Annotated in this window: 25 protein-coding genes; 14 read left to right on the top strand and 11 right to left on the bottom strand. The window is 71.9% G+C overall.

What is annotated here, in order from left to right:
* Nucleotides 1-53: 53 nt before the first annotated feature.
* On the bottom strand, nt 54-692 hold the full coding sequence (locus tag POF73_RS05010) for a dihydrofolate reductase family protein (protein ID WP_272113225.1): 639 nt from the start codon (nt 690-692) through the stop codon (nt 54-56).
* Between the two features lie 194 nt (nt 693-886).
* Between POF73_RS05010 and POF73_RS05005 the strand changes: the two genes are divergently transcribed.
* Entirely contained in the window at nt 887-1,633 is a 747-nt protein-coding gene (locus POF73_RS05005; RefSeq protein ID WP_272113477.1) for a 3-oxoacyl-ACP reductase family protein, read from the top strand.
* Between the two features lie 118 nt (nt 1,634-1,751).
* On the opposite strand, the gene alc is transcribed toward POF73_RS05005, so the two are convergent.
* Both alc and allB read right to left on the bottom strand, forming a co-directional pair.
* The gene (gene alc, locus POF73_RS05000; protein WP_272113224.1) at nt 1,752-2,867 is read right to left on the bottom strand and encodes an allantoicase; all 1,116 of its coding nucleotides are present in this window, start codon (nt 2,865-2,867) and stop codon (nt 1,752-1,754) included.
* A gap of 38 nt (nt 2,868-2,905) precedes the next feature.
* Nucleotides 2,906-4,243, bottom strand: coding sequence for an allantoinase AllB (allB, locus tag POF73_RS04995; RefSeq protein WP_272113223.1), 1,338 nt, complete (start codon nt 4,241-4,243; stop codon nt 2,906-2,908).
* A gap of 267 nt (nt 4,244-4,510) precedes the next feature.
* Here allB and POF73_RS04990 point away from each other — a divergent pair, with 267 nt between their 5' ends.
* Complete coding sequence (locus POF73_RS04990) at nt 4,511-5,311, top strand: IclR family transcriptional regulator (RefSeq protein WP_272113222.1); 801 nt, start codon at nt 4,511-4,513, stop codon at nt 5,309-5,311.
* A 72-nt stretch (nt 5,312-5,383) separates the two neighbouring features.
* On the opposite strand, the gene POF73_RS04985 is transcribed toward POF73_RS04990, so the two are convergent.
* Nucleotides 5,384-5,677 carry a DUF5955 family protein gene (locus POF73_RS04985; protein WP_272113221.1) on the bottom strand — a complete coding sequence of 98 codons (294 nt, stop codon included), beginning with the start codon at nt 5,675-5,677 and terminating at the stop codon, nt 5,384-5,386.
* 235 nt (nt 5,678-5,912) lie between these two features.
* Here POF73_RS04985 and POF73_RS04980 point away from each other — a divergent pair, with 235 nt between their 5' ends.
* Together POF73_RS04980 and aceB are read left to right on the top strand one after the other, a co-directional pair.
* On the top strand, nt 5,913-6,515 hold the full coding sequence (locus tag POF73_RS04980; RefSeq protein WP_272113220.1) for a nucleotidyltransferase family protein: 603 nt from the start codon (nt 5,913-5,915) through the stop codon (nt 6,513-6,515).
* A gap of 210 nt (nt 6,516-6,725) precedes the next feature.
* Nucleotides 6,726-8,348 carry a malate synthase A gene (gene aceB, locus POF73_RS04975; protein ID WP_272113219.1) on the top strand — a complete coding sequence of 541 codons (1,623 nt, stop codon included), beginning with the start codon at nt 6,726-6,728 and terminating at the stop codon, nt 8,346-8,348.
* Between the two features lies 1 nt (nt 8,349).
* Here aceB and POF73_RS04970 read toward each other — a convergent pair whose 3' ends face one another.
* Genes POF73_RS04970 through POF73_RS04960 form a run of 3 tightly spaced genes read right to left on the bottom strand, consistent with a single transcriptional unit; the run spans nt 8,350 to nt 11,059 of the window.
* Nucleotides 8,350-8,631 (bottom strand): SelT/SelW/SelH family protein, encoded by a 282-nt coding sequence (locus POF73_RS04970; protein ID WP_272113218.1) that lies wholly within the window; start codon nt 8,629-8,631, stop codon nt 8,350-8,352.
* Nucleotides 8,628-9,542 carry a HipA family kinase gene (locus POF73_RS04965; RefSeq protein ID WP_272113217.1) on the bottom strand — a complete coding sequence of 305 codons (915 nt, stop codon included), beginning with the start codon at nt 9,540-9,542 and terminating at the stop codon, nt 8,628-8,630. The genes POF73_RS04970 and POF73_RS04965 overlap by 4 nt, the downstream gene beginning before the upstream one ends.
* 20 nt (nt 9,543-9,562) lie before the next feature.
* Nucleotides 9,563-11,059 carry an IucA/IucC family protein gene (locus POF73_RS04960; protein ID WP_443049421.1) on the bottom strand — a complete coding sequence of 499 codons (1,497 nt, stop codon included), beginning with the start codon at nt 11,057-11,059 and terminating at the stop codon, nt 9,563-9,565.
* A 115-nt stretch (nt 11,060-11,174) separates the two neighbouring features.
* On the opposite strand from POF73_RS04960, the gene POF73_RS04955 reads away from it, so the two are divergent.
* Genes POF73_RS04955 through POF73_RS04945 form a run of 3 tightly spaced genes read left to right on the top strand, consistent with a single transcriptional unit; the run spans nt 11,175 to nt 14,816 of the window.
* The gene (locus POF73_RS04955) at nt 11,175-12,689 is read left to right on the top strand and encodes an IucA/IucC family protein (RefSeq protein WP_272113215.1); all 1,515 of its coding nucleotides are present in this window, start codon (nt 11,175-11,177) and stop codon (nt 12,687-12,689) included.
* Nucleotides 12,690-12,732: 43 nt separating this feature from the next.
* Nucleotides 12,733-14,013 carry a VWA domain-containing protein gene (locus POF73_RS04950; protein ID WP_272113214.1) on the top strand — a complete coding sequence of 427 codons (1,281 nt, stop codon included), beginning with the start codon at nt 12,733-12,735 and terminating at the stop codon, nt 14,011-14,013.
* Nucleotides 14,013-14,816, top strand: a complete 804-nt coding sequence (locus POF73_RS04945) for a hypothetical protein (protein WP_272113213.1) — start codon at nt 14,013-14,015, stop codon at nt 14,814-14,816. The genes POF73_RS04950 and POF73_RS04945 overlap by 1 nt, the downstream gene beginning before the upstream one ends.
* 63 nt (nt 14,817-14,879) lie before the next feature.
* On the opposite strand, the gene POF73_RS04940 is transcribed toward POF73_RS04945, so the two are convergent.
* On the bottom strand, nt 14,880-15,506 hold the full coding sequence (locus POF73_RS04940; protein WP_272113212.1) for a winged helix-turn-helix transcriptional regulator: 627 nt from the start codon (nt 15,504-15,506) through the stop codon (nt 14,880-14,882).
* Nucleotides 15,507-15,593: 87 nt separating this feature from the next.
* Here POF73_RS04940 and POF73_RS04935 point away from each other — a divergent pair, with 87 nt between their 5' ends.
* The 5 genes from POF73_RS04935 (at nt 15,594) to POF73_RS04915 (ending at nt 19,188) form a co-directional block, all read left to right on the top strand.
* Nucleotides 15,594-16,805, top strand: a complete 1,212-nt coding sequence (locus POF73_RS04935; protein ID WP_272113211.1) for a pyridoxal phosphate-dependent aminotransferase — start codon at nt 15,594-15,596, stop codon at nt 16,803-16,805.
* A 55-nt stretch (nt 16,806-16,860) separates the two neighbouring features.
* Complete coding sequence (locus POF73_RS04930) at nt 16,861-17,394, top strand: HAD domain-containing protein (protein ID WP_272113210.1); 534 nt, start codon at nt 16,861-16,863, stop codon at nt 17,392-17,394.
* Nucleotides 17,395-17,397: 3 nt separating this feature from the next.
* Entirely contained in the window at nt 17,398-17,997 is a 600-nt protein-coding gene (locus POF73_RS04925; RefSeq protein ID WP_272113209.1) for a histidine phosphatase family protein, read from the top strand.
* Nucleotides 17,998-18,075: 78 nt separating this feature from the next.
* Entirely contained in the window at nt 18,076-18,705 is a 630-nt protein-coding gene (locus POF73_RS04920) for a hypothetical protein (RefSeq protein ID WP_272113208.1), read from the top strand.
* 60 nt (nt 18,706-18,765) lie between these two features.
* The gene (locus POF73_RS04915; protein WP_272113207.1) at nt 18,766-19,188 is read left to right on the top strand and encodes an acyl-CoA thioesterase; all 423 of its coding nucleotides are present in this window, start codon (nt 18,766-18,768) and stop codon (nt 19,186-19,188) included.
* A gap of 88 nt (nt 19,189-19,276) precedes the next feature.
* Here POF73_RS04915 and POF73_RS04910 read toward each other — a convergent pair whose 3' ends face one another.
* Entirely contained in the window at nt 19,277-20,131 is an 855-nt protein-coding gene (locus POF73_RS04910) for an NAD(P)H-binding protein (RefSeq protein WP_272113206.1), read from the bottom strand.
* Nucleotides 20,132-20,227: 96 nt separating this feature from the next.
* On the opposite strand from POF73_RS04910, the gene POF73_RS04905 reads away from it, so the two are divergent.
* Complete coding sequence (locus POF73_RS04905; protein ID WP_272113205.1) at nt 20,228-21,025, top strand: AraC family transcriptional regulator; 798 nt, start codon at nt 20,228-20,230, stop codon at nt 21,023-21,025.
* Nucleotides 21,026-21,041: 16 nt separating this feature from the next.
* Here the strand turns inward: POF73_RS04905 and POF73_RS04900 are convergent, their stop codons facing one another.
* On the bottom strand, nt 21,042-22,688 hold the full coding sequence (locus POF73_RS04900) for a serine/threonine-protein kinase (RefSeq protein ID WP_272113204.1): 1,647 nt from the start codon (nt 22,686-22,688) through the stop codon (nt 21,042-21,044).
* Between the two features lie 144 nt (nt 22,689-22,832).
* Between POF73_RS04900 and POF73_RS04895 the strand changes: the two genes are divergently transcribed.
* A complete protein-coding gene (locus POF73_RS04895) occupies nt 22,833-23,435 on the top strand; it encodes a 3'-5' exonuclease (protein WP_272113203.1) in 603 nt (200 codons plus the stop codon).
* Here the strand turns inward: POF73_RS04895 and POF73_RS04890 are convergent.
* The gene (locus tag POF73_RS04890) at nt 23,401-24,786 is read right to left on the bottom strand and encodes a nucleobase:cation symporter-2 family protein (RefSeq protein ID WP_272113202.1); all 1,386 of its coding nucleotides are present in this window, start codon (nt 24,784-24,786) and stop codon (nt 23,401-23,403) included. The genes POF73_RS04895 and POF73_RS04890 overlap by 35 nt on opposite strands.
* Between the last annotated feature and the right edge of the window lie 160 nt (nt 24,787-24,946).

Below are 24,946 nucleotides of genomic sequence, written 5' to 3'. Positions count from 1 at the left end.
GGCGCCCTCACCCGATCTCCACGACGTAGGGCGAGAACGCCGTCGACGGATGGTCACACGTCCTCGGAGAGCTCGTACTCGTCCCCGAACGAGCCGTATTCGGGACGGCCGACCCGGTCGTACGAGTGGATGGCGACGCCCTTGCTCGTGGTGCGGGCGCCGGTGTGCCGGAAGGCGGTGGGCGCGGAGCCCTCCGTGAACAGACGGTGGCCGGAGCCGAGCACGACCGGGAAGGTCAGCACATGGAAGGTGTCGACCAGGTCGTGCGCCAGCAGTGACCTGACCAGGGCTCCGCTGCCGTGGACCTGGAGTTCGCCGTCGGTGCGCTCCTTGAGGGCGGTGACCTCCTTGGCGAGGTCGCCGCTGATCACGGTGGTATTGGCCCACTCGGGGTCCGTCAGCGTGGAGGAGGCGACGTACTTCGGCAGTCCGTTGAGCTTGGACGCCACCGGGTCGGCGGGGTCGGTCACCTTCGGCCAGAAGGCCGCGAAGATGTCGTACGTGCGGCGCCCGAGGAGGAAGGCGCCCGGGCGCGTGAAGACCTCGTTGATGAACTGGCCGAAGTCGTCGTCGGCGTAGGGGAAGCTCCAGCCGCCGTGCTCGAAGCCGCCGCGACTGTCCTCCTCCGGGCCGCCGGGCGCCTGGTAGACGCCGTCGAGGGTGACGAAGATGGTGGAGACGAGCTTGCCCATGAGAGGTGCCTCTTTTCCGGGTGCGGTCTGTTGTCATCAGCTCAGACCGCACGGGCGCCCGCAACTCATCGGTGGGCCGGGTGCCGCGTCACCGGGCGCCGGTCGGGAACGGGCCGCACCTCGGTGTCCGTTCGCCGCCAGCACTTCGCACCGTGCGGCGCTGGGATGGACGCATGACAACCACTCACGGATCCATGACCGGCACTTACGGAACCCTGCTCGGCAGGGTCGCCCTCGTCACCGGCGGCAGTCGCGGTATCGGGGCGGCCACGGCGCTGCGGCTCGCGCGGGAGGGCGCAGACGTCGCGGTGACCTATGTGAACGGCAAGGAGGCGGCCGAGGAGGTCGTGGGGGCCGTGCAGGCGCTGGGACGGCGGGCCGTGGCCCTGCGGGCGGACGCCGGGGACGCGGACGAGGCGGAAGGCGCGGTGGGGCGTACGGCTGAGGCGCTCGGGGGCCTGGACGTGCTGGTGAACAACGCCGGCGTCGGTGTCCTGGGGCCGCTGGAGGGCCTGTCGCTCGCCGATGTGGACCGGGTCCTCGGCGTGAACGTCCGGGGCGTCTTCCTCACCTCACGGGCGGCGGCCCTTCGCATGGGTGCCGGGGGCCGGATCATCACGATCGGCAGTTGTATGGCGCAGCATGTGCCGGGGCCCGGCGGGACGCTCTACGCGACCAGCAAGTCGGCGCTCATCGGGCTGACGAAGGCGCTGGCCCGTGAGCTCGGCCCGCGCGGGATCACGGCGAACATCGTGCACCCCGGGCCCATCGACACGGACATGAATCCGGCGGACGGCCCGTATGCGCCGGGCCAGGCGGAGATGACCGCGCTGGGGCGGTTCGGGACGGCCGAGGAGGTGGCCGGAATGGTGGCGTATCTGGCGGGTGCCGAGTACGTCACGGGGACCGAGTTCGCGGTGGACGGCGGCCACGCGGCGTGAGGTGACGCGGGGTGTGAGATGACGCGCCGTGTCGGGACGGGGCGCCGTGTCGGATGAAGCGCCCTGCCGGATGACGTGGGGCGCACCGGTGCTGTCCGGGCCGGTGCGCCCCACGGGTTCAGCCGCCCAGCTCCTGGTGTCGCGCCGCCAGCCCGGCCGTGCCCTGCTCGGTCAGTGAGCCGTGCAGGCGCAGACGGGAGATGCCGCCGTCCGGGAAGATGTCCACGCGCGCGTGCGTGCCCACCGCGGGGGTCGGCAGGACGAAGCGGTGGTTGGTGTCGGGCTGGAGGCGGGTGCGCGGGAGGATCTCCGTCCACTCCCCGCTCTCGCCGTCCTTCACCGACACCGACGCCCAGCCCGCGCTGTTGCCCTTCAGATACGCCGTGTCGATCTCGACCGCGCGGATCTGGGACTGGGCCACCAGCCGGTAGCTGATCCAGTCGTTGCCCTGGTCGCGGCGCCGGCGGGTCTCCCAGCCGTCGTCCATCTTGCGGGAGCGGCCCGGCTGGATGGTGTTGGTGGCGGGCGAGTAGAAGAGGTTGGAGGCGTCCTCGACCTGGCCGCCGTTCTCCAGGGCGACCACGTCGAAGGTGCCCAGCACCGACAGCCACTCGGGGTCGGGTACGACCTCGCCGTACACGCGCAGGCGGGCGATGCCGCCGTCGGGGTGCTGGTTGACGCGCAGGTGGGTGAAGCGCTGCTCGGCGGAGACGGCGAAGCCATTGGCCGCGTGACCGCCGACCGGCGTGCGCGGGACCAGCGTCGTCCACTTCACGTCGTCGCCGAGCAGTTCCTCGGGGGACGGCGAACCCGGCACCGACGCGCCCTCGACGGACACCGCCTGCGGGTAGTTGCCGCGGAAGTGGGCCGTGTCGACGACGATGCCGCGGATCACGCCGGGCGCGCCCAGCCGCACCAGGGCCCAGTCGTGGTCCTCGGCGGTCGGCCACGGGTGCTCGGCGGAGGCACCGCGGCGACGCCGGGTCTCCCAGCCGTCCATGATCTTGCCCTTGTGGCCGAAGTGCTCGGGGTCGAACTCGGCCCGCTCGGGCACCAGCAGGTTCTCGCGCTGGGCGAAGAACTCGTCGTTGGCGGCGATGACTCCGGCGCCCAGCCTGCGGTCGGCGAGGTTGGCGTACTGGGTGAAGGGGAAGTCGGCGGTGCGGTAGTCCGCGTAGGGGTCGCCGCCGCCGTAGGGGTTCGCGTCGCCGGTGAAGCCAGGTATCGCCGTCACGGTGATCAGGTCTGCCTTTCGAGGTCGGTGGGTGGGATTCAGCTGGTCCGGGTGAGGAGTCGCCCCTTCGGGTCGGTGAACTCGCCGTCCGCGACGATGCGTTCGCCGCGCAGCCAGGTGGACTTCACGACGCCGTACAGGGTCTTGCCCGCGTACGCCGTCACACGGTTGCGGTGCTGGAGGGCGGCCGGGTCCACGGTGAAGGTCTCGTCGGGCGCGAGGACGGCGAAGTCGGCGTCGCGCCCGGCCTCGATGGCGCCCTTCTGGTCCAGTCCGACGAGCTGCGCGGTCCGCGCGGACATCCAGCGGACGACGTCCTCCAGGCCGTGTCCGCGCTTGCGGGCCTCGGTCCACACGGCCGCCAGGCTCAGCTGGAGGCCGGAGATGCCGCCCCACGCGGTGGCGAAGTCGTCGGTCTTCAGGTCGGCCGTGGAGGGCGAGTGGTCGGTGACGACGCAGTCGATGGTGCCGTCGGCCAGCGCCTGCCACAGCAGGTCCTGGTTGGCGGACTCACGGATCGGCGGGCAGCACTTGAACTCGCTGGCGCCGTCCGGGACTTCCTCGGCGGTCAGGGTGAGGTAGTGCGGGCACGTCTCGACGGTGATCCGTACGCCGTCCCGCTTGGCCTCGGCGATCAGCGGCAGCGCGTCGGACGACGACAGGTGAAGCACGTGCACGCGCGCGTGGAGGCGCTTCGCCTGGGCGATGAGCTGAGCGATCGCCGTGTCCTCCGCGTCGCGCGGGCGGGAGGCGAGGAAGTCGGCGTACTTCGGGCCGGCCTGCTGCGGGGCGGCCTCCAGATGATGCGGATCCTCGGCGTGGACGATCAGCAGACCGCCGAAGGAGGTGATCTCCGCCAGGGACTGGGCGAGCCGGTCCTGGTCGAGGTGCGGGAACTCGTCCACGCCGGACGGCGACAGGAAGGCCTTGAAGCCGAAGACGCCGGACTCGTGCAGCGGGCGCAGGTCCTTGACGTTGTCCGGCAGGGCGCCGCCCCAGAAGCCGACGTCGATGTGCGCCTTGTCGGCGGCGACGTCCTTCTTGGTACGGAGGTTGTCGACCGTGGTGGTCGGCGGGAGGGAGTTGAGCGGCATGTCGACGAGGGTGGTGATGCCGCCGGCCGCCGCCGCGCGGGTGGCGGTCCAGAAGCCCTCCCACTCGGTGCGTCCGGGGTCGTTGACATGCACGTGCGTGTCGACCAGGCCGGGCAGCAGGACGTCGTCGCCGAGGTCCTGCAGCCGGGCGCCGGACGGGACTTCGGCGTCATGGGCGAGTACGGCCGTGATCTTTCCGTCGGCGACCGCGACCGAGGCGGCGCGTGTCCCCTCGGGCGTGATGACGCGCGTCGAGCGCAGCACCAGTTCAGCGTCGGACACCCGGACCCCTCTCTGCCACCTGTGACTTCCGCGCCGCCTTTACTTCCGCGTAACGGAATTCAACGTTCTGTTGAAGGAGTCTTCACTCCCGCTCCCGCGCCGTCAAGGGCACACTTCTCCACAGTGCACCCGCTGTGCGCACTCTGGACGTTTCCACAAAGCGGAATTAGAATTCCAGCAAGCAGAACGTAGCTACCTACAAGCGGGGAGTCAACCGACCGACGGGTAGGCTTCTTCACTCCCAGCCGGTCCCGAAAGGAACGCGCCGTGCCGACGTCCAGCGCCAGCACCACCGACTCCGCCAAATCCAACGCCAGTGGCGGTGTCCAGTCCCTTGAGCGCGCCTTCGATCTGTTGGAGCGGATGGCCGACGCGGGCGGCGAGGTCGGCCTGAGCGAGCTGTCCGCGAGCAGCGGGCTGCCGCTGCCCACCATCCACCGCCTCATGCGGACGCTCGTCGCGTGCGGATACGTACGCCAGCAGCCCAACCGCCGCTACGCCCTGGGCCCCCGCCTGATCCGCCTCGGCGAGTCCGCCTCCCGACTGCTCGGCACCTGGGCCCGCCCCTACCTCGCCCGGCTGGTCGAGGAGACCGGCGAGACGGCGAACATGGCGCTGCTCGACGGCGACGAGATCGTCTACGTCGCCCAGGTGCCGTCCAAGCACTCGATGCGCATGTTCACCGAGGTCGGCCGGCGCGTACTGCCGCACTCCACCGGCGTCGGCAAGGCGCTGCTCGCCTCGTTCCCGCCGGAGGAGGTGCGGTCCCTGCTGTCCCGCACGGGCATGCCGGCCGCCACGGAGAAGACGATCACCACACCGGACGGCTTCCTCGCGGCACTGGAGGACGTACGGCGCAACGGCTACGCGGTCGACGACAACGAGCAGGAGATCGGCGTGCGCTGCCTGGCCGTCTCCGTCCCCGACTCCCCCACCGCGGCGGCGATCTCCATCTCCGGCCCGGCCGGGCGGGTCACCGAGGCGGCGACGGACAAGATCGTGCCGGTGCTGCAGCAGGTGGCCGGGGAACTGTCGGAGGCTTTGGCCAGCCAGAACCACGCGTCGTGACGCCGGTCCGGCGAATCAGGTCCTAGGACCTGTCGTTTGGATCATGCCGGCGTCACGGGGGTCTGGCACGCCCTAGCCCCGCCCCCGCGGGGACTCCCCGAACAGATCCACGGCGCTGCGGACGGCCGACAGACCTCGGGACAGGGCACTCACAGAGCCGATCGCCCCTGCGATCAACAGGAGCGACCTGCGCAGCCGGGGCGTCTCCGGCACCCCGTCGATCGTCATCGCGGCCAGTGCGGCGAGTTCGTCCTCGGCGATGCCGCGGTCCGGGAACTCGGCGGGGTGCGCGGCGAGTTCCCGGCGCAGACGGGACACAGCCGTCCGCAGTTCCGCCACCCTCGGGTCCTCGTCGCTGCCCGTCACCGGCCTCTGTCCCAAGCTCCGCAACACAGCAATCCCCCCTCGCACGCCGTTGTGCGCCAGTAGTCCCGCTCCCCCTCCGAGCACCCCTGTCGTCAGTCGGGCGCCGGGGACGCGGGTCAGTAAACGCCACCCGATGCCGATCCGCCACCACGCGGACGGAAATTCAGTCGTTGGAAGTCGGGCGCTCGCTCAGGTGTCAGGTATGCAGGACGCATGACTCGGAAAGACACGGCTCATGACTGAGCGGGAAGCGTCCCCGGTCGTCGGTCTGCTCCTCGCCGCCGGCGGTGGACGACGGCTCGGTGGACGCCCCAAGGCGCTGCTCCGGCACCGCGGCCGCCCCCTCGTCGAGCATGCCGTCGGAGTACTGCGCGAGGCGGGCTGCACGCGCGTGCACGTGGTACTGGGGGCGCGTGCAGCCGCCGTACGGGAACAGGCCGAACTCGTGGACTGCGTACTGGTGGAGAACCCGGACTGGACCGACGGAATGGGCTCCTCCCTGCGCGCCGGGCTCGGTTCGCTCGCGGGGACGGGGGCGCGGGCGGCGCTCGTCTCGCTGGTCGACCAGCCCGGCATCGGGCCGGAAGCGTTGGCCCGGGTGCTGGCCGCGTACGAGGGCGAGCAGTCACTCGTATCGGCGGCCTACGACGGGGTACGCGGGCATCCCGTGCTCTTCGGCGCCGCCCACTGGGCCGGCATCGCGGCGACCGCGACCGGCGACCGCGGGGCACGCGCCTATCTGAAGGAGCACGAGGGGGCGATCCGGCTCGTCGAGTGCGGGGACGTGGCCGAGCCGTACGACATCGACACGGAGGCCGATCTGGGCCACCTTGAGTGAGCGAGGTGGCACTGAGCGCCACCTTTCCTCGACTCAGAGAATCTCGATATCAACAAACGATTGAACTTCCACCATGAGGAAACTAGTATCCACTGTTCAGAAGCGCCCGACCGCTCCGCGGGCGTTGTCCGCCCTATCCGGGAAGACTGGCACCGAGTGCCAGAAGCTCGACAGCTCGTCCACGTAGCTCGCTGAAGGAAGTGACAGCTCATGTCCGCACCAGCGCCGTCCCCGCTGGCCATCGTCGACGCCGAGCCCCTGCCGCGGCAGGAGGAGGTCCTCACGGAGGCGGCCCTCGCCTTCGTGGCCGAGCTGCACCGCCGGTTCACGCCCCGGCGTGACGAACTGCTCGCCCGCCGCGCCGAGCGCCGCGCCGAGATCGCCCGCACCTCCACGCTCGACTTCCTCCCGGAGACCGCCGCGATCCGCGCGGACGACTCCTGGAAGGTGGGCCCCTGCCCGCCCGCGCTGCAGGACCGCCGCGTCGAGATCACCGGCCCCACCGACCGCAAGATGACCATCAACGCCCTCAACTCGGGCGCGCGGATCTGGCTCGCGGACTTCGAGGACGCCTCCGCGCCGACCTGGGAGAACGTCGTCCTCGGCCAGGTCAACCTGAGCGACGCGTACACCCGGAACATCGACTTCACGGACCCGAAGTCCGGCAAGTCGTACGCCCTGCGCCCGAACGACGAGCTCGCGACGGTCGTCATGCGCCCGCGCGGCTGGCACCTCGACGAGCGTCACCTCCAGGTCGACGGACAGCCGGTGCCCGGCGCCTTCGTCGACTTCGGCCTGTACTTCTTCCACAACGCCCAGCGCCTGCTCGACCTCGGCAAGGGCCCGTACTTCTACCTCCCGAAGACGGAGTCGCACCTGGAGGCCCGCCTCTGGAACGACGTGTTCGTCTTCGCGCAGGACTACGTCGGCATCCCGCAGGGCACCGTCCGCGCGACCGTCCTGATCGAGACGATCACGGCGGCGTACGAGATGGAGGAGATCCTCTACGAACTGCGCGACCACGCCTCCGGGTTGAACGCCGGCCGCTGGGACTACCTGTTCTCCATCGTCAAGAACTTCCGTGACGGCGGCGCCAAGTTCGTCCTGCCGGACCGCAACGCGGTGACGATGACGGCCCCGTTCATGCGGGCGTACACCGAGCTCCTCGTCCGCACCTGCCACAAGCGCGGCGCGCACGCGATCGGCGGCATGGCGGCGTTCATCCCGTCCCGCCGGGACGCCGAGGTCAACAAGGTGGCCTTCGAGAAGGTCCGCGCCGACAAGGACCGCGAGGCCGGCGACGGCTTCGACGGCTCCTGGGTCGCCCACCCCGACCTGGTCCCGATCGCCATGGAGTCCTTCGACAAGGTGCTCGGCGACAAGCCCAATCAGAAGGACCGGCTGCGCGAGGACGTCCACGTCGAGGCGGCCGACCTGATCGCCGTCGACTCGCTCGACGCCAAGCCCACCTACCCGGGCCTGGTCAACGCCGTCCAGGTCGGCATCCGCTACATCGAGGCCTGGCTGCGCGGCCTCGGCGCGGTGGCCATCTTCAACCTCATGGAGGACGCGGCCACCGCCGAGATCTCCCGCTCGCAGATCTGGCAGTGGATCAACGCGGGCGTCGAGTTCGAGAACGGCGAGAAGGCCACCCCGGAGCTGGCCCGCAAGGTCGCCGCCGAGGAACTGGCGAACATCCGCGCCGAGATCGGCGAGGAGGCCTTCGCGGCCGGCCACTGGCAGCAGGCCCACGACCTGCTCCTGGAGGTCTCCCTCGACGAGAACTACGCGGACTTCCTGACGCTGCCCGCGTACGAGCAGCTCAAGGGCTGACCTACTCCTGCGACGCCTTGTCCGAGTGGCCCAGGGACCTTCCCGGGGCCACTCGGTCGCGTACGGCCTGCTTCACGGCCGTCGGCTCGGGGAAGCCCTGTTCCCTGCGGTCCCAGACCACCTCGTCGTCCACGCGCACGACGAACACCCCGCCCTTGCCCGGCTTCAGCGCCAGCTCGGACAGCTCCGCCTCGAAGGTGGTGAGCAGTTCCTGCGCCAGCCAGGCCGCGCGGGGCAGCCACCTGCACTGGGTGCAGTACTCGATCTCGACACGGCCACTCATCCGAGGTGCACCGACCAATCCTGTTCGGCGGCCGGTTTGCCGTGCAGGTCGGGTACCTGCTTCAGCCACTTCGGCCGGCCCTGCTGTGTCTTCGCCGCCCGGAGGGCCTCCTCGGCGGCGAGTTCCTCCCGGGTGGGGAAGTCGGTGGGGAGCCAGGCGGCGGACGCCCGCACGCGCGCGTGGAGGTGGGCGACGTAGGCCGCGCGGGCCTCGTCCGGCGTGGCGAAGCCGGGCTCGTCGGCCAGCCAGGCCTCCGGCACCTCGGCCACGATCCCGCGCAGCAGTTCCTCGGTCACCCTGGGCGCCAGCTCCGCGTCCGCGGCGCGCACGTCGGGGGCGTAGTGGCCGAGGGCGTGATGGCGGAAGTCGTACGCCTTCCCTGGGTCCGAGCCGTCCCAGCGGTGGTGGAAGACCAGGGCGGCCCCGTGGTCGATCAGCCACAGACGCGGCGGCACCGTGCCGAGCGTCGGCCAGACCATCAGGTTCGAGCTGTGCACCGTACGGTCGACGTTCGCGGTCAGGGCGTCCAGCCAGACGATCCGCCCAGCCTCCAGCGGGTCCACGCGGAAGGTCCTGGCGACCTCCGGGGTGAAGTCCCGCGCGCCCGGCAGGAAGTCCATGCCGAGGTTGACCCCCGCACTGGCGGCATGCAGCTCGCGCACCTCCTGGTGCGGCTCGCTGTCCGCGACGGCCGGATCGAAGTGGACCAGGACCAGCTCGGGAAAGCGCAGCCCCAGCGCACGCGCCAGCTCACCGACGATCACCTCGGCGACCAGCGCCTTGCGGCCCTGCGCGGATCCGGTGAACTTGACGACGTACGTGCCCAGGTCGTCGGCCTCGACGACCGCGGGCACGGAGCCGCCGGACCGCAACGGGGTCACGTATCGAACAGCAGTCACATCGCGCAGCACACCGGCCAGGGTAATTCAGATCATGGACGGGCCAGCGGGTTCGGCAGCGGCCGGTAGCGGGCGTCGGCGCCGTCGGCGTTGGTCCAGCGCAGCAGCAGGTTCGTCTTGCCGGGCAGAGTGGGCGCGGTGAGCAGCCCGGCGATCTCGGGCAGGTCGTGCCGGGCGAGTTCCCGGCGTACTGCGGGCCAGGGGTCCAGCGCCGGGCGGCGTTCGGCCAGCGCGCCCGCCAGCTCCACGAGGTGGTTGACGACCAGGCAGTACACCAGCCGCTCCCAGCCCTCCGCCCGGGACACCTCCGACAGCAGCTTCACGCCCTCGGCGTCCCGGAACAGGGCCTGCACGGGCATGCCGTCGGTGTCGACGGCGATCAGCGTGTTCTGGAGGTGTGCTTCGAGTACGACGCCGTGGTCGGCGAAGGCCGCGAGGGCGGGCGGGACGACGGCGCGCAGGTAGGCCTCCCACCAGGCCGCCGGATCCGGTGCCGGGTCGAGGGGGCTGCCCTCGAAGCCCTCCACGAGTGCGGCGGCGAGCAGCGGGGTCGCTCCGGGCCGCAGACGGCCGTGGAAGCCGTCGCGGACCAGGACCGCGAGTTCCTCGAAGGCGAAGTCGGCGGTGCGGTAGCCGCGGTCGCCGAGCCAGGCGGCGGGGTCGTCGAGCGTGGCGAAGGCGGTGGCCGCGGCGGTGTCGGTGCGGCGGAGTTTCAGCAGGTCGTGGCGCCAGAGCCGACGGATGTCGTTGGTGATGCGGACGTCCAGGCTGAACTTGAGGAACAGGTCGTGCTCGGGCGCGTACAGCGTGCGGATCGCGGCCGTCGGCCAGGTGTCGAAGCCGGTCGTGCCCAGCCGCAGCAGCCGGCCGTCCGTGAACGCCTCCGTGAGCTCCCGGCCGACCAGGTCGAGCTGCCAGGGGTGTGCGGGCAGCAGCCGGTAGCCGGGCGGGGCCTCGCCGAGGGCGTCCAGGGCGGAGGTGTCACCCTCCTCCACGACCGCGTCCTCGCGCACGCCGAGCAGCGTCAGCGGGAAGCGGGCGTGTGCCTCGGGGGCGTACGGCAGCCAGGCCGCGACCGGGCCGCCGCCGCGCGCCTTGGGGGCCGGGTGGTAGGGATGGCCGGTGAGGAGGGACTGCTCGGAGCGCAGGTACGGGTCGTCGGGCGGCGTCGCACACGCGCGTGCCGTGAGCAACGCGGCCACCGCCTCCCGGCTGTCGATCATCTCGGTGGGCAGTTCGTGGTTGGACAGCCCGGTGTGGCGGCGCAGTTCGTCGGCGACGAGTTTGACGAGCTCGGTGTGCCCGACGCGCTCCCAGGCGCCGCCCACCCGCACCTCGGGCTCGGTGGGCCGCCGCAAGCCGAGCACCCGCAGCAGACGTCCCGTGCCGGACAGCCGGTACACGTGCCGGTCACCGGACGTCCCCTGGGGTGCGGCCACCTCGCGCAGCAGGCAGTTCAGCAGGGGTGCGACCGCATGGGCGTCGGCGCGTTCCGCGACGTCGGCGGCGGGTGGAGGGTTGAGGTGCACGCGATCCACTCGTTCTCTACGGTCCGTTCAGGCGGGAAGACGATCAGTATGTCTGTCGCCAGGTCTGTAGTCGGCGCCTGTCCCGACGCCCTACTCGTACCCGAGGAGCCCGCCCGTGCACCGTCTCCCCAGCGCAGCGGCCGAGGTCGCCGCCGAACTGGCCGATGTTCGCCCCGGACTCGCCTCGCGGTACCGGGCCGAGCTCCCGGGGGCCCGGGCGGCCGTGCTGACCCGGCTCTGGCGGGCCCTCGCGTACGAGCCGCTGCCCTGGGTCGAGGGGCGTGAGCGGGGACGGGAGGGCCTCACCCTGCGCCTTGCCGACGGGCGCCGGCTGCACGGCCCGCACGCCGACCCGTACGCCACCGCCGCCTACGTCACCGCCGTGCGCCTCGACCGGACGTCGTACGACGACCCGGCCCGGCTGCTGACCGGCCTCGCCGTGCCGCACGGCACGTCCTTCGCCGTCGAACTCGGCCACAGTGTCGCGTCGTTGGCGCTGTCCCGGGCCGGACAGGAGGGGCGCTCCGAGGAGTGGCCGGGGCACGACTGGGAGTGGGAGCAGCGGGTGGTCGACGGGCATCCGTACCATCCCAACTGCCGTTCCCGGCCCGGCTTCTCGGTCGCCGAGCAGCTGGCGTACGGGCCCGAGCACCGGCCGGTGGTGACGCTGGGGCTGGTGCCGACGCGGGCGGACGAGTGCCTGGTGACGGGTGAATGGCCGGAAAGCATGCGGGACGGGGAGCGGCTGCTGCTCCCGGTGCACCCGTGGCAGGCCGAGCATGTGCTCAAGCGCCCCTACGACCCCCACGGCGAAGGACTGGCCGCGCATCCGCTGATGTCGCTGCGCACGCTCGCCCTCCCCGCAGGACCGCACGTCAAGACCGCGCTGAGCGCCCGGCTGACGTCCTCGGTGCGGGACATCTCGGTGTACTCGATCGGTCTGTCGGCGACCCTGTCCGACTTCGCGGAGACACTGGCGGCACGGACGGACGGACTGCTGCACATGACCCGCACCCTGGGGGCCGCCACCGCCGACTCGCCGGACCTGGCGGCGGTGGTGCGGGAGTCGCCGCAGGAGTACGCGGGGCCCGGCGAGCGGGTCGTACCGGTGGCCGCGCTCGCCACCACCGAACTGCCCCGATCCCCCGAGTGGCTGGCCGAGTTCACGCGTCTCGCCCTCACCGTGGGGCTCCGGCTGCTGGAGCTGGGGGTCGCGCTGGAGGCGCACGGGCAGAACCTGCTCGTGGTGCTGTCGGCCGACGGCTCCCCGGTACGGCTGGTCTACCGCGACCTCGCCGACATCCGCGTCAGTCCGGCCCGGCTGACCCGGCACGGCATCCCGGTGCCGGAGCTGACCGGCCGGATCGTCACCGACGACGTACCGACGCTGCGCCGCAAGCTGTTCGGCTCGCTGGTGGCCGGCGCGCTGGCGGGTACGGCGGGCTCGGGTGCCGCGTTGCGCGGGGCGCTGGAGGCGGCCGTGCGGGAGCTGCCGGGGGCCGGGGATCCGGCCGCGCTGTGCCGGGAGCCGCTGCCCACGAAGGCGCTGTCGCTGATGCGGCTGTCGCCGGGGACGCCCGGGGACCAGTGGGCCGAGCTGCCCAATCCGCTGGTCACCGAGGTGTTCTGAGCCCGTTTTGGAGCGGGACACCTCGGATCAATAAGATCCGCCGATGATCACAAGAACACGGCTGGCGACCGGGGCCTGTGCCCTGCTCGCCGCGCTCGCGGCCGGGATGGCGTTCCCGGCCGGGGCGGTTGCCGACGAGACCAGTGCGACCGCGCCGAAGGTCGATCTCGTCCTCGATGTGAGCGGCTCGATGCGGGCCCGCGACATCGACGGCCAGTCGCGGATGGCCGCGGCGAAGCAGGCGTTCAACGAGGTGCTGGACGCCACGCCCGAGGAAGTGCAGCTGGGCATCCGAACGCTGGGCGCCAACTACCCGGGTGACGACCGCAAGACCGGCTGCAAGGACACCGCGCAGCTCTACCCGGTCGGTCCGCTGGACCGCACCGACGCGAAGGCGGCGGTGGCGACTCTGGCGCCCACCGGCTGGACGCCGATCGGTCCCGCGCTGCTCAAGGCGGCCGACGACCTGGACGGCGGCGAGGGCTCCAAGCGCATCGTGCTGATCAGCGACGGCGAGGACACCTGCGCACCGCTCGACCCGTGCGAGGTGGCCCGCGAGATCGCCGCCAAGGGCATCGGACTGACCATCGACACGCTCGGCCTGGTCCCGAACACCAAGCTGCGCCAGCAGCTCAGCTGTATCGCCGAGGCGACCGGCGGCACGTTCACCTCGGTCGAGCACACCGACGAACTCGCCGACAAGGTCAACCAGTTGGTGGACCGGGCGGCCGATCCGGTGGTCACGCCGGTCGCGACGACGGGCGCGGACCAGTGCGCGAAGGCGCCGACGCTGAAGTCCGGCCTGTACACCGACCGCGCGGAGTTCGGTCAGCAGCGCTGGTACCGCGTGGCCGTCGAGCCCGGCCAGGAGCTGCGCGCGTCGGTCAGCGTGGCGGCCGACCGGGCGGTGAACCCGTCGTACGGCGTGCTGCTGCGGGCCGAGACGGTCCACGGCCGGGAGATCGTGCGCGGCGAGGCGGCGGGCAACGGCCGTACGGACGTCATGTCGACCGGGTTGCGCTATCCGAAGGCGGAGCTCGACGACGAGGACGACGACAGCGCGACCACCTCGGCAGCCGAGACCGTGTGCCTGCAGGTCACCCACTCCTTCTCCGCGGGCTCCGGTGTGCAGACCACACCCGGGCTGCCGCTGGAGCTGACGGTCGACGTCGTGGACGGGCCGTCGCAGTCGAGCGACGTGGCCTCCTTCGGGCTCGGGCGCGGCTGGTGGCTGCTCGGCGCGCTGATCCTCGTCGGCTTCCTCGCCGGTGTCGTCTGGGGCTGGCTGTCGCGCTGGCGGGTCGCGGTCTGGAGGACCAACTGATGCGGATCACAAGTGTGTTGAGCGTCGCCCTGCTGGCGCTGGGGCTGGCCGCGGGTCCCGCGGCGGCCGACTCGTCGCCGTCCCCGAGCGCGTCCGAGGACGGAGGCGCGCCGACCCGGGCGGGCACCTCCTTCCGTACGGCGACCGAGATCGAGCAGGGGCAGACGGCCACCGCGAGCGCCTCCACGGGGGACTACCTGTACTGGTCGTTCCCGGCGGACGCCGGACAGCGCCCCACCGTGAAGGCGACGGTGAAGCTGCCCGACACGCATGCCGCCGAGACCTGGCAGATCGACGTGTACGACGGCCTGCGGCGCCGCCAGGCCTGCCAGTCCGGCGCCCAGACGCGCACCGCGGCTGCGGGCGCCGCGACCGCGGAGCTGACCTGCGTCCTGCGCACCGTCCGGGCCTGGTCGGAGCAGTGGGCGAACGACCCGCTGCCGGGCACGTACTACATCCGGCTGACGGCCGTGGACGTACCCACCACCGACCTCGGTCTGCCGGTGGGCACCTCCGTCCAGGTCGACTCGAAGGACATCGGCGGTTCGGCTGCGGTGGACGGTTCACTGGCGCAGCCCCTGGTGCCCGGCGTGGCCGTGAAGTCGCAGGAGGACGAGGAGAGTTCGTCGGAGTCGGCGGTGCTGTCCAGCATCGAGCCGGACGACGGCTGGGCCTCCGGCTGGTGGTCCGACCGCTGGGTGTGGACGGCGATCGGCGGCGTGCTGGCCGCGCTCGCGGGCATCGGCGGTTACGCACTGACCCGCGGGGCGGGTAGGCCGACCCGGGTGCCGCCGGGCGCCTGACGACTCGTCGAGCAGGCAGCCGGGGCCCGCCGTACAAGGACGTACGGCGGGCCTCGCGCAGCCTCAGACGTCGAGCAGAGCCTTGGCCAGGGCCCCGTCCCCGCTGACCTCGATACGGCCGTCCCGTACGGCGTCGGTCACGCTCGACTCCCCCCGTGCGACCGCCTCGCACGTCTCCGAGTCCAGGACCAGCCGCGCGTCGGGCTCCCCGGGAGCGGGCCCGTCGCCGTAGACCGGCCCGTCCTCGGCGCCGACGTACAGATGGAAGTCCCCTTCCTCCAGCCGGACTTCGACCAGCCCCTGCCCCTCCAGCGCCCGCAGCAGCGGCAGCGCGAACCAGTGCGCGCGCACCGCGTCGGTGGGCCGCCGCTCGCCGAGCTCGGCCTGCCCCCACTTCCCCAGCGCCTGGAGTACGGGCAGCAACTCCCGTCCGCGCGAGGTGAGTTCGTAGACGTACGCCGCACCGGGCGGCGGCAGCCTGCGGCGTGTGCCGATGCCGTCCCGCTCCATGTCCTTGAGCCGGGACGCGAGTACGTCCGTGCTGACGCCGGGCAGGTCGGCGTGCAGGTCGGTGTAGCGCCGCGGACCGGCGAGCAGCTCCCGGACGATCAGCAGGGTCCAGCGGTCGCCGACGAGGTCGAGCGCCCGGGCGGCGGAACAGTACTGGTCGTAGCTTCGGCGAGGTGACATGCGACGCAGTCTAGACACGTTGTTGGACTTTCCAAGCTCGAACTTGGTAAAACCAAGTGACACACGAAACCGGAGGGGCGAGCGCGCATGGAATTCCGGCAGTCGAACAAGCTGAGCGAGGTCTGCTACGAGATCCGCGGCCCGGTGATCGAGCACGCCGACGCACTGGAGAAGGCGGGCCACAGCGTGCTGCGCCTGAACACCGGCAACCCCGCGGTCTTCGGCTTCGAGGCGCCGGAGGAGATCCTCCAGGACATGATCCGGATGCTGCCCCAGGCGCACGGCTACACCGACTCGCGCGGCATCCTCTCCGCCCGCCGGGCCGTGGCCCAGCGCTACCAGACGCTCGGCCTGGAGGTCGGCGTCGACGACGTCTTCCTCGGCAACGGCGTGTCCGAGCTGGTCTCCATGGCCGTACAGGCCCTGGTCGAGGACGGCGACGAGATCCTCATCCCCGCCCCGGACTTCCCGCTGTGGACGGCCGTGACGACCCTCGCCGGCGGCAAGGCGGTCCACTACCTGTGCGACGAGCAGTCCGACTGGTACCCCGACCTGGACGACATGGCGTCGAAGATCACGGACCGCACCAAGGCCGTGGTCATCATCAACCCGAACAACCCCACCGGCGCGGTCTACCCCAAGGAGATCCTTGAGGGCATCCTCGACCTCGCCCGCCGGCACGGCCTGATGGTCTTCGCCGACGAGATCTACGACCAGATCCTGTACGACGACGCCGTGCACCACTCGGTCGCCACCCTCGCCCCCGATCTGGTGATCCTCACCTTCTGCGGCCTGTCGAAGACGTACCGGGTGGCGGGCTTCCGCTCCGGCTGGCTGGTGGTCACCGGCCCGAAGCAGCACGCGAAGAACTACCTGGAGGGCCTGACCATGCTGGCCTCCATGCGGCTGTGCGCCAACGCGCCCGCCCAGTACGCCATCCAGGCCGCGCTCGGCGGCCGCCAGTCGATCCGCGAGCTGACCACCCCGGGCGGCAGGCTGCGGGAGCAGCGCGACGTGGCCTGGGAGAAGCTCAACGAGATCCCCGGCGTCTCGTGCGTGAAGCCGAAGGGCGCGCTGTACGCCTTCCCGCGCCTCGACCCCAAGGTGCACAAGATCCACGACGACGAGAAGTTCGTCCTGGACCTGCTGCTGCGCGAGAAGATCCAGGTGGTCCAGGGCACCGGCTTCAACTGGCCGACCACCGATCACTTCCGCATCCTGACCCTGCCGTACGCGGAGGACCTGGAGGCGGCCATCGGGCGGATCGGGCGGTTCCTGAGCGGATATCGGCAGAGCTGACGACCCGGGAGCGGGTACCGGGGGGCGGGTACCCGGGAGCGGGTAGGACCCGTCCATGAGTACTCGCCCTCTGCTCCTCCTCGACGTCGACGGCCCCCTCAACCCCTTCCGCGCCCCGTTCCTCCGCCACCGCGGCTATGTCACGCGCCGGCTGCACCCGGCGAACTGGTCGGCGCGGCAGACGCCGGGGTCCCGCCGCCTGCGGCGTGGACTGCGGGTGCGCCTGCATCCGGGGCACGGGGAAAGGCTCCTGTCCCTGCCGTACGAGCTGGCGTGGGCCACCACCTGGCAGCACCAGGCCAACGAGATGATCGCGCCGGTGATCGGGCTGCCGGGTGATCTGCCGGTCATCGAGTGGCCCGAGCTGTTCGGGCGGGATCCCGAGGGGCTGTACTGGAAGACCCGGCATGTGGTGGCGTGGGCGGCTGGGCGGCCGTTCGTCTGGGTCGACGACATGATCACCGACCTCGACGCACGGCATGTCACGGCCCATCACGACGGGGCCGCGCTGCTGCTGCCGGTCGACGCGCGCAAGGGGCTGCGGGAGCGTGACTTCGCGGAGCTGGAGCGCTGGGCCCATAACGTATGAGACATGGCTGATCTCTATCTCGTCCGGCACGGTGAGACCGAGTGGTCACGGTCCGGGCGGCACACCGGGTGGACGGACGTTCCGCTGACCGACCACGGGCGGGCGGAGGCGCGGCGGCTGCTGCCGCTGATCCGCGCGCAACGGATCGGAGCCGCCTTCGTCAGCCCGTCGCAGCGCGCTCGGGAGACCGCCGAGCTGATCGGGCTGCACGACGCGCGGGTCGACGCGGATCTGCGGGAGTGGGACTACGGCGGGTACGAGGGGATCACGACCGTCGACATCCAGCGCGGGCGGCCGGGGTGGTTCCTGTTCACCGACGGGGTCGCGCCAGGGCCGCCCGACCATCCCGGGGAGACTCCGGAGCAGGTCGGTGAGCGCGCCGACCGGATGCTGGCCAAGGTGGACGCGGCGGTCGCCGACCGCGAGGAGTCCGTGGTGCTAGTGGCGCACGGGCACTTCCTGCGGGTGCTCACGGCCCGGCGGCTCGGACTGCCGGCCTCGCAGGGGGCGTTGTTCCAGCTGGCGACGGGGACGGTGTGCCGACTGGGCACGGAGCATGGGCGGCCCGTGATCGCCGGGTGGAATGTCAGACCCGGGTCGTAGCCTTCCCAGGAGATGGGGCCGGTGCTTGCGGGGGCGCCGGGGAGCGCGCCAGTGCCCGAGCCCGGGGAGGAGCATGCCGTGACCAGAGCACCGACCGCGGCCCAGCGGCGTGTCATCGACGCCGCCGATCCCGTCACCGGGCGGCTCAGGGGTACGGAGGCGCAGCTGGCGGCGCTGGTGAAGCGAGGGCTGGCCTTCCGGCACCCGCGACCGCCGCATGATCACTTTCTGACGCCGGCCGGTCATCGCATACGGGAGTCGGAGCCGACCGCGCCTGCGGAAGCCCCGGCACCCGCGGCCGGCGGTGTGTTCGCCGCGCGGATCGGCGGTGAGGAGGACGCCCCGGGCACGGGCCCGGCCCGGCTGCGCGAGGTGCGCGGCGCCTGGCAGGGGCTGCTGGAGCTGCGCCGGATGACTAATCCGGACGGGGCGATGGACCGGCCGTGCGGATGGGAACGTACGCATCTGGTGCAGGCCGCCGCCCTCGCGCTGGAGGCCGCCGGGCACCCGCCGGCCGAGCGGGACTCCGGCGAGGGGTACCGGGTGCGGGCGACCGCACAGCCGGAGGCGGTCGCGGTGCGCGATCCCGACGGCGCGCGGCTGCGGGCCTGCGCGGCCACACTGGAGGAGGCGGGCTGGCAGGTCGGCGAACACACCGAGCCTCGTACGAGAGCGCGCTATCTGCTGGCATCCCCGCGCCGGGCGTGACGGGCATGATGAGCGTGCCAAGATCGGTGCGCTGGGCATCGAATGTGAGAAGGGGAAGCAGTGAGCGAGCCGTTTTCCGTCCGGGTCACCGTCCGCGGCTACGAGACGGATGTGCAGGGGCACGTCAATCAGAGCGTGTACATCAACTATGCGGAGCACGCTCGCTGGTCGCTGCTCCGGGCCGCGGGCATCACGCAGGCCGGCCTCATGGGCAAGGGGGTGGGTCCGGTCGCCCTGGAGACGACCGTCCGCTACAAGCGGGAGCTTCTCGCCGGTGACGAGATCGATGTGACGTGCGCCTTCGAGTGGTCGGGCGGCAAGACCTTCCGTATCCAGCAGCTCATCCGCAAGGCGGACGGCACGGTGGCGGCCGAGCTCACCGCCGTCGGTGGCCTGTTGGACCTCAAGGAGCGCCGGATGGTGGCCAATCCGGACCAGTACTTCAAGGAACTGGCCACGGATCCGAGCCTGTTCGGGTTCTGAGCCACACCTGCTCCGGCCGAGGCGGCGGGTGGTGGGCGGTGGGCCGCGGCCCGCTGACGTGCCCGTGCCCGTCGCCTCGCCGGACCGGTCACTCCCCGGTGAACGCCGCCTCGTGGTCCAGCGCCCACTGCCGGTAGCTGCGCGCCGGGCGCCCCAGTACCTGGGGCACGTCCTCGGTGACCACGGCGTTGCCGCCCTCCTCGATGAAGCGGGCGCTCGCCATGAGGCTGTCCGCGTAGGCGGCGCCGAGGCCCGCGCCGAGGAGTTGTTCGCGGCGCTGCTCCGGGGTCAGTCGGAGGAGCTCCACCGGGCGGCCGAGGATCTCACCGAGGACCACGGCCTGGTCGCCGGCGCTGATCGCCTCGGGGCCGGTCAGGGTGTAGGTGTGCCCCGCGTGGCGTGGGTCGAGCAGCGCGTTCACGGCGACCTCGGACACGTCCCGCGGGTCGACCACGCCCTGCCTGCCGTCGCTCATCGGATTGGCGGCCGGAGTGCCCTCGCGGACGGCCTCGGCCCAGGCGAGGGTGTTGGAGGCGAAGGAGGAGGGGCGCAGCACGGTCCACTCCAGGCCGCTCGCCCTGGCCGCCTCCTCACCGGGCAGGTGCCAGGTGCCGAACCCGGGCAGCCGGGCGTCACCGGTGCCGATCGAGGAGAGCTTCACGATCCGCCGTACCCCCGCCGACCGCGCCGCCTCGACCAGACCTCGGTCGTGCTCGGCGTCGTCCGGGCCGAACACGCCGACCAGGAAGGCGGCTTCGGCGCCCGCCATCGCCGCCTCGACCGAGGCGCGGTCGCGGTGATGCCCGGGTGCGGTCTCGACACCGGAAGGCACCCGGGCCGCCGCCGGGTCCCGGGTCAGGGCCCGCACCTTCTCGCCGCGCGCCGCGAGCTGTCGTACCACTTCACTGCCGATGGTGCCGGTGGCACCCGTCACGAGGATCATGTCCACCACGGTGGGTGACGTGCGGCCCCGGACTCTTGGAAATTCCGGCACGGTTCACGGGCCCGGACGGCCGTGTTCCGCGCATACGGTGGAGGGGTGACGAACACCATGTCCCGGCAGGTCCTGCCCACGCCCGAGGCGCTGCGCCCCTGGGTCGCGGGCATCGGGTCCGTGTCGGCGGGCGGCGACCCGGCGAAACCGTACGTCCAGCTCCCGGACACCGCCACGAAGGTGGTCTTCCGGGTCGACGAGGACGGCCGCGGCAGCACTCTGGTCCTCGGCCCGCGCACCCGCGCCTCGTACCACCGGGGCAAACGGTTCTCGTCCTGTCTTGAGATGCGGCTGGCACCGGGTACCGCCCGCCCCCTGCTCGGTGTCCCGGCGGTCGATCTCGTGGGCCACGCGGTACCCCTGGACGAACTGCCCGGCGCCGTCGCACGCCAACTGGCCCGCGAACTGCGGCACATCGCGCCGGAGCAGGTGGTGCCGCATCTCACGGAAACGCTCCCGGACCGGCTGTCCGCCGTCGCCGACCGTTCCCGCACCGCCCTGCTGCGCGCCGGCGCCGACGCGCTGTCCCCGCGGACCGGCCACGCCCCCGGGCAGGTGCGGGACGTGGCACGCGAACTCGCCGTCAGCGAGCGGCAGTTGCGCAATCTGTTCGCCGAGGGGGTCGGCCTCTCCCCCAAGCACTACGCCCGTATCGACCGGGTGCACTCGGTGCTGGACCGGGCCGACGACGTGCCCTGGGCACAGCTCGCCGTCGCCTCCGGCTACTACGACCAGGCGCACATGACGTCCGACTTCCGCACCCTGATGGGCGTGCCGCCCCGCTCGTACTTCAGCGGCCGCCTTCCCGAAGCCCAGCCGTGCCGGCTCGCCGCCCGCCGTTGACGTAGGGCGGCAGGGTCTAGGCCGCCTTCCGCCAGATCGTCATGTCCAGTTGCAGGAAGGCGAGTTCCGGCAGTGCGGTGGACTTCGTCTGGAGCACGAGCAGCCCGATGTCGCCGGAGGAGTGCCTGACGCAGATCTGGCTGCCGTTCGCCGCCGCGGCCAGGGGCCAGCGGCGGCTCTTGGCGCCGGCGAGCAGGAGACGGCACTCGTCCAGGGAGGCCCCCGACGCGCCGAACAGCTGGACGAACACGCTGGTGTCGCTCTCCAGCGCGCAGCCGGCGTCCTTGCAGTCGAAGCGGATGTCCCCCTTGCGGTCCTCGCGCTGGACCGGCTCCTTGAAGCTCAGCGAGCTCTTCGCGTCCAGCCGCTGGAGGGGGTAGGGGACGGCCGTCGGCGTCTGGGGCGCGGTCGGGGAGGGCTGTGCCGCATCCGGCGCGCCGTCGCCCGCCTCCGATCCGTGCCCGGACGCCGACGGCGACGCCGTTGACGACCCGGGCGTCGACGGCCCTTCGGACTCCTGCGGACCGGGCGTCGACGGTGCGCCCGCGGCCCAGTCGCGGAACCTCTCCCCCGCGTCCGCGACCATCCATGCGAAGCCCGTCAGCACCAACGCCCCCGCCGTCACGGCCGCGGCCGTGATCAGTGCGGTACGCCGTCTTCGGGTCCGGCGCGCGTCCGGCACCGTCGACTGCGGCTGCGGTCCCGTGACGACCAGCGGCCCCGGGTGCAGCATCCGGGTGGGGTCGGGAACCGGCGCCGGAACGGGGGACGGAACCGTCACCTCCGGCCCCGTGACCTCCTGCCACACGGTCGGTCCCGCGCCCTCGTCGGCGTCCGCGCCCAGCTGCTCCCGGCACCACTCGACGACTTCCGCCAAGGTGGCCCGCTCCCCCGGATCGGCGGCCAGGCACCGGGCGATCAGCGGACGGAGCCGCTCGGGCAGCGGGGACAGATCGGGTTGCTGGTGCACGATCCGGTAGAGCACGGTGGCCGCGGGGCCGTCCCCGTACAGCGGTCGGCCCAGTGCCGCGAACGCCGCCGTCTGGCCGAGCGCGAACACGTCGGTCGCCTGCGTGACCTCGTCCGCGGTCGCCTGCTCGGGGGCCATGAACTGCGGCGTGCCGACGGCGAAGCCCGTGGCCGTGTGCGACGTGGCGTCCGCGGCCAGCGAGATCCCGAAGTCGATCACCCGCGGCCCGTCGGCGGCCAGCAGCACGTTCGACGGCTTCAGGTCCCGGTGCACGATGCCCGCACCGTGGATGGCCTGCAGCGCCTCCGCCACCCCGGCCATCAGCCACAGCACCGCGGGCACGGGCAGCGGTCCGCGCCTCCCCACGGCGTCCGCGAGGGAGGGCCCGGGCACGTACAGCGTGGCCAGCCACGGCGGTACGCCGTCCGCGTCGGCGTCGATCAGCTCCGCGGTGTACGCGCCCCGGACCCGCCGGGCCGCCTCCACCTCCCGGCGGAACCTCCGCCTGAAGTCCGGGTCGTCGGCCAGCTCCGGCCGCACGACCTTGATCGCCACCGGTCGGCCGCCCTGCGTGTGCGACAGATAGACCCGGCCCATGCCACCCGCGCCCAGCCGGGCGGCGAGGCGATAGCCGGCCACCATGGGCGGATCGTCCGCCTGGAGTGGCTGGAACACCTCGGTAGCGCTGCTCATCGGCCCGCTTCCCCCGCTCATCCCCTGTATCCCCTCAGTCCCCTGAGTCCCCTGGAACTCCGGTCAACCTTGAGTTGACCGAGGCAGAAGCCTAAGCGGAATTCGGATGCGGGAAGCCCCGGTCACCTGGGAAGCTCCGACTTCATGGCCGCACGACGCATCAAACCGAGTCTCTACATCTCCGTCGACATCGAGGCCGACGGCCCGATCCCGGGCCCGTACTCCATGCTGAGCCTGGGCGCGGCGGTCGCCGGAGTGCAGGACGGGGACGGTTTCAGGGCGGTCGACCCCGAGGAGCACACCTTCTATCGCGAACTGCGCCCGATCAGCGAGGAGTTCGTGCCGGAGGCGCTGGCCGTGAGCGGCCTGGACCGGGAGCGCCTCGCGAGGGAGGGGCGTGAACCCGCCGTCGCACTCGCCGAGTTCACCGGCTGGGTCCGTGCGGTGAGCGCGGGCTCCCAGCCGGTGATGTGCGGCTATCCCGCGTCGTACGACTGGACGTTCCTGTACTGGTACCTGCTCCGGTTCACCGGAGCGAGCCCCTTCGGCCACTCGGGCTGCCTCGACATGAAGACCCTGTACGCCACGAAGGCGGGCCTGCCCCTGCGTGCGGTGGCCAAGGGCACGATGCCGCGCGAGCTGCTGTCGAGGCGCCGTCACACGCACCATGCGCTGGACGACGCCGTCGAGCAGGCCGAGCTGTTCGCCAACCTCATGGCGTGGCCGGGGCCCGGGTCGCCCCGGTGATCTCCTCCCCCGCCTCCATGGGGTGGGTCACGTCGTGCGCGTCCCCTCCCTTGCCGAGGTGGTTGAAGACCAGGTTGAGCGCCACCGCCGCCACGCACCCCGTCGAGATGCCCGAGTCGAGCACGATCCGCACCGTCTCCGGGAAGGCGTGGTAGAACTCCGGCGCCGTGATGGGGACGATGCCGACGGCCAGTGAGACGGCGACGATCAGGACGTTGTTGTCCTTGTCCAGGCCGGCCCGGACCAGGGTCTGGATGCCGCTGGCGGCCACCGACCCGAAGAGGACCACGCCCGCGCCGCCCAGGACCGGGCGGGGTACGACCGCGATGAGCGACGCCGCCATCGGGCACAGGCCCATCAGCACCAGGAAGCCACCGCCCACGGCGACGACGTACCGGCTGCGGATCTTCGTCATTGCCACGAGGCCGATGTTCTGGGCGAAGGCGCTGCACATGAAGCCGTTGAAGAAGGGGCTGATCGCGGAGCCGAGGGTGTCGGCGCGCAGGCCCGCCGCGATGGTCTTCTCGTCGGCCGGGCGCTCGACGATCTCACCCAGCGCCAGCATGTCGGCGGTCGATTCGGTCATCGACACCACCATCACCACGCACAGCGAGACGATCGCGGCGAGCTGGAACTGCGGGGCGCCGAAGTGGAACGGGGTCGGGAAGCCGATGACGTCCGCGTCCGCCACCGGCCCGAAGTCCGTGACGCCGAACGGGATCGCGATGAGCGTGCCGATCACCAGGCCCAGCAGCACCGCGATCTGTTTCACGAAGCCTCGGGTGAAGCGGCGCAGGAGCAGCACGATCAGCAGGGTCCCGGCGGCCAGCCCCAGGTTCGTCGCCGAGCCGTAGTCGTGCGCCGCGGGGTTGGGGCCCTGGGCCCAGCCGAAGGCCACGGGGAGCAGGGAGATGCCGATCAGGGTGATGACCGTGCCGGTCACGACCGGTGGAAAGAAGCGGACCGCCTTGCTGAAGAACGGGGCGGCCAGAAAGCCCAGGAGGCCGGCGACGATGACCGCGCCGAAGATGATCGGCAGGGCGTCGGACTTGTCCTCGGTGGACGCGACGACCGCGGTCATGGGGGCGACACCGGCGAAGGTGACGCCGTTGACGAACGGCAGGCGGGCGCCGATCTTCCAGATGCCGAGGGTTTGGAGGAAGGTGGCCAGGCCCGCGGTGAAGAGGCAGGCGCCGGTGAGGAAGGTCAGGTCGGTGGCGGAGAGGCCGATGGCCGCCCCGACTATCAGGGGTGGGGCGACGACTCCCGCGTACATGGCGGCCACGTGCTGCAGGCCGGTGGTCGCCATTTTCAGGGCGGGGAGTTTCTCGTCTACGGGGTGGGCTGACACTGCGGCTCTCCTCCGGTCGGTTGAACGCGTCGGCTCTGACGCGGGTTCAGGGAGGTGGTGCGCGGTCGTGCGGGACCGGTGGGGGGTGGGGGGGACGGGGACCGTTCCGGGGGGGGGGGGGGGCGCCCCCCCCCCGGCCCCCCCCGCCCCCCACCCCCCC

Source organism: Streptomyces sp. HD, from assembly GCF_028369295.1.
Classification (GTDB): domain Bacteria; phylum Actinomycetota; class Actinomycetes; order Streptomycetales; family Streptomycetaceae; genus Streptomyces.
The sequence above is the reverse complement of the archived record's forward strand: the minus strand, read 5'-3'. Positions and strand labels throughout refer to the sequence as shown.